Annotated in this window: 5 protein-coding genes; 4 read left to right on the top strand and 1 reads right to left on the bottom strand. The window is 69.2% G+C overall.

Going from position 1 to position 3,724, the window contains the following annotated elements; translation table 11 throughout:
* On the bottom strand, positions 1-591 hold a 591-nt coding region (locus tag AC04L7_RS14325; protein WP_475513255.1), incomplete at its 3' end, for a YceH family protein.
* Positions 592-704: 113 nt separating this feature from the next.
* On the opposite strand from AC04L7_RS14325, the gene AC04L7_RS14320 reads away from it, so the two are divergent.
* The 4 genes from AC04L7_RS14320 to AC04L7_RS14305 form a co-directional block, all read left to right on the top strand.
* Complete coding sequence (locus AC04L7_RS14320) at positions 705-1,613, top strand: 5'-nucleotidase, lipoprotein e(P4) family (RefSeq protein WP_475513254.1); 909 nt, start codon at positions 705-707, stop codon at positions 1,611-1,613.
* On the top strand, positions 1,610-2,332 hold the full coding sequence (pyrF, locus tag AC04L7_RS14315) for an orotidine-5'-phosphate decarboxylase (RefSeq protein ID WP_475513253.1): 723 nt from the start codon (positions 1,610-1,612) through the stop codon (positions 2,330-2,332). The genes AC04L7_RS14320 and pyrF overlap by 4 nt, the downstream gene beginning before the upstream one ends.
* A 293-nt stretch (positions 2,333-2,625) precedes the next feature.
* Positions 2,626-3,522, top strand: a complete 897-nt coding sequence (locus AC04L7_RS14310; protein WP_475513252.1) for a hypothetical protein — start codon at positions 2,626-2,628, stop codon at positions 3,520-3,522.
* The coding region (locus AC04L7_RS14305) for a YHYH domain-containing protein (RefSeq protein WP_475513251.1) at positions 3,522-3,724 on the top strand (203 nt) is incomplete at its 3' end. The genes AC04L7_RS14310 and AC04L7_RS14305, both read left to right, overlap by 1 nt.

Below are 3,724 nucleotides of genomic sequence, written 5' to 3'. Positions count from 1 at the left end.
CTCCAGTGCTGTAACGCGGGCTTCCAGCTCTGCGGTCGCGGGCTCGCCGACCGAGGCTGCCGGAATGCGCGCGGCGATAGCCGCCACGTCCACCGCGCCGCTCAACAGATGCACGTACCGATCCTCGCGCTGGCCCGGGCCGCGCGGGATCTGCACGACGAGGGCCGGGTCGCGCTGGATCATGCGGTCGAGGTGATGGCGGACATCGTCCGCATCGTTGAACTTGAACAGGCGCTCGCTGCGTGCGAGCAATTCGTGCACGGTCTGCGCACCGCGCAGCATCAGCAGGCCCAGCAGCACGGCTTGCTGCCGGGGAATGCCGAAGAACGCGGCCGTGCGGTGCTCGTAGCGCTCGGCGCGCGAGGAGAACACCTGCTTCGCCAGTCCCTTCTGTTCCAGCTGCCGCAACGCATGGTTCACGGCGCCCGGATCCAGCGCCATCACCGGCTCGCGCGCGGTCTTCTGGTTGGCGGCAGCCTGCGCGGCATTCACCGTCAGCGGATACGTTTCCGGCGTGGTGGCTTCCTTTTCGATCAGGCAACCCAGCAGGCGGGCTTCGGCGGAGGTCAGGACGGGCGCGGTGTCTTCCATGGAGGCATCGGGAACTGGATCGGGCCGGCAGGATAACCCGCGCGCCGCAGCGTCGAACGACGGGTGTAACAGCGGTCGGCTAGAATTCCCGCACATTCGAAATGGGATCTTCCATGCGCGTTTCCCTGCTTGCCGCCGGCCTGGCGGCGTCGTTGCTGACCCTGGCCGCCTGCAAACGCACCGAACCGGCGGCGGCGCCCGCTGATGCCGCCCCACCTGCCGCTGCCGCGACGCCTGCGAAGGACGCTGGCACGCACGACAACCTCAATGCCGTGGCCTGGGTACAGACGTCGGTCGAATATCGCGCGATCACCATGCAGACCTTCCGTGCCGCCGCCGACCATCTCGACGTGGCGCTGAAAGAGAAGAACTGGGACGCACTGGTCCCGGGCGAGCGCGGCAATGCCGCCGCCGGCCTCAAGCCGGCCGTGGTGATGGACGTGGACGAGACCGTGCTGGACAACTCGCCCTACCAGGCGCGCCTGATCCGCGACGGCAAGGAATACGACGAGATCAGCTGGGACCAGTGGGTGGCCGAGAAGAAGGCCAAGCCGCTGCCCGGCGTGGTGGACTTCGCCAAGGCCGCCGCCGCGAAGGGCGTCACCATCCTGTACATCTCCAACCGCGCCGTGCATCTGAAGGAAGCGACGCTGGCCAACCTGCGCGAGGCCGGCCTGCCCGTGGCGGACGAGAGCGTGTTCCTCGGCCTGGGCACGGTGCTGGAAGGCTGCGAGCAGAACGGCTCCGAGAAGAACTGCCGCCRCCGCCTGGCGGGACAGCAGTACCGCGTGCTGATGCAGTTCGGCGACCAGATCGGCGACTTCGTCCAAGTGGAAGCCAACACGCGTGACGGACGCCAGGCGCTGTTCGACGAATACGACGACTGGTTCGGCGAGCGCTGGTGGATGCTGCCCAACCCGACCTACGGTTCGTGGGAGCCGGCGCTGTTCAACAACGCCTGGGACCAGCCGGCCGCCGCACGCACCCAGGCCAAGCGCGAAGCGCTGGACTACGCACCGTGAGCCGTGGGCCGGTCGCCCTGAGAGCGCGTGAGCGCCTGATCTTCGCGCTGGATGCGCCGTCCGGTGCCGACGCGCTGGCCTGGGTCGACCGGCTGGGCGATGCCGTGCAGTTCTACAAGATCGGCATGGAGCTGCTCGCCAGCGGCGACTACTTCACCGTGCTGGACGAACTGGCCCGCCGCGACAAGCGGGTGTTCGTCGACCTGAAGTTCTTCGATATCCCCGCCACCGTGGCGGGCGTGATCCGCGGACTGTCCCGCTGGCCGGTGACTTACGCGACCATCCACGGCTGGCACGCGGGGATGATGGAGGCAGCCGCCGCAGCGCGCGGCGGCGACCTGCGCCTGCTSGCGGTSASCGTGCTGACCTCGATGGACGGCAGCGATCTGCGCGCCATGGGCATCAATGGCGGCGAACCAGCCGACATCGTCGTGCAGCGCGCGCTGGCAGCGCAGGCCGCCGGGATCGACGGGGTGATCTGCTCGGGCCAGGAGGCCGGCATGATCCGCGCCGCGACCGGGTCCGCTTTCTCGATCGTCTGCCCCGGCATCCGCCCGGGCGGTCCGGCGGGCGACGACCAGAAGCGTACCGTGGGGGTGGCCGACGCCTTCGCCTTCGGCGCCKACGCCATCGTCGTGGGCCGGCCGATCAGTCGGGCAGCCGATCCCCGCGCGGCAGCCGAGGCCATCCAGGCAGAAATCGGCGCCTCGTTGAATTAAATCAAATACTTGGAGCGCATTACTTCAGGTGTTGCCTTAGCATTGGGACGCAGGTAGTCTGTGCGCATCCGGCCTGCGGGCCGGAGATGTGCCACAACACTTCGTCCTCCGGCCTCGGCCGGATTTCAGGAGGTCGGCGACGTCGAAAGACGCCCCGGCCTCCTTTTTTATGGGCCGCCGGCGGAGAACTTGCGACGACGGTGCTTGCCGCCCGCCCACGCGGGCCGCGAAGATGCGGGGCGACTGGGGAGTCACACCGCATGAAGCCAAGGCCATCCGCGTCCGTCCTGCGCGTGCTGGCAGCCCTCGGGCTGTCGCTGGTGCTGCTGGCCGCCTGCAAGAAGCATGGACCGGAGGAGCTTGCCGGTGCCGCCAGTGGTCCGGCCGCCGCCGTGCGCCAACTGGCCACCCACCTGCAGCGGAATGACCTGGTCGGGTTCGCCCGCGACGCCGTGCCTCCCGACCTCCACGACCGGCTGGATACCGCCTGGCGTGCCGGCCATAGCCGCTGGCCGCTGAGCGAGCTGCCACTGGAGGACAAGCTGGTACCGATGCTGGCCGCGCTGTCGGCGAAGGACGCGGAGAAGACGCTGCAGCGCAGCTTCGACCGCCAGTTCGCGCRCCAGGACCGGGACCTGAAGGAGGCCGCGCGCACGCTGGGGCTGTTCGGCGTGCAGTACGTGAAGAACGAGGGCGACTACACCCAGGAAGAACGCGACCATTACGCGCAGGTGATCGCCGCACTCGGCGACTGGGCGCAGCAGGCACCCCTGGGTGACCCTGCGCTGGCGCGCACCACGCTGGCCCGACTGGCGCCGGCTGCACGTCGCAGCGGACTGACCACGGAGCAGGACCTCAGCGAGGCCGGCATGACGGCCAGCCTGCAACGGCTGACGCCGTTCTTCATCGAGGCCAAGGCGACCTTCTCCCGTTATGGGCTGCCGCTCGACACCACGTTCACCGACCTGCGCACGGGCCTGGTGGAGGAGAAGGGCGACACGGCCACCGTGCGCATCCACTACCCGCTGGGCGAGCGCGAGATCGACACGGTGGTCAGCCTCACGCGGCGCGGCGATCGTTGGTACCTCACCGACTACCTCAAGCACGCCGAGGATGTCCTGGCGGCCTTGCCCCCGCCCGATGTCCCGGCCCCCGCGCCCTCCGAGCCCGAAACCCCACCGTCACCCTGATGATGCCGGGACACCACGCGAGAGCGGGGCTGGCGCTGGCCGCGTGGCTGGCGTGCGCCTCCTCGGTGCCTGCACACGCGGGGGGCGTGGACAAGCAGGGGTGCCATACCGACCGGAAAAGCGGTGACTACCATTGCCACCGCATCATCCCTCGCGCCAAGGCTGCACCGACACAGCCGTTGGCGCCGCCGCACATGCAGCC

The organism is Pseudoxanthomonas sp. LjRoot204_2 (genome assembly GCF_056175765.1).
This window is presented reverse-complemented; position numbering and strand designations above follow the sequence as displayed.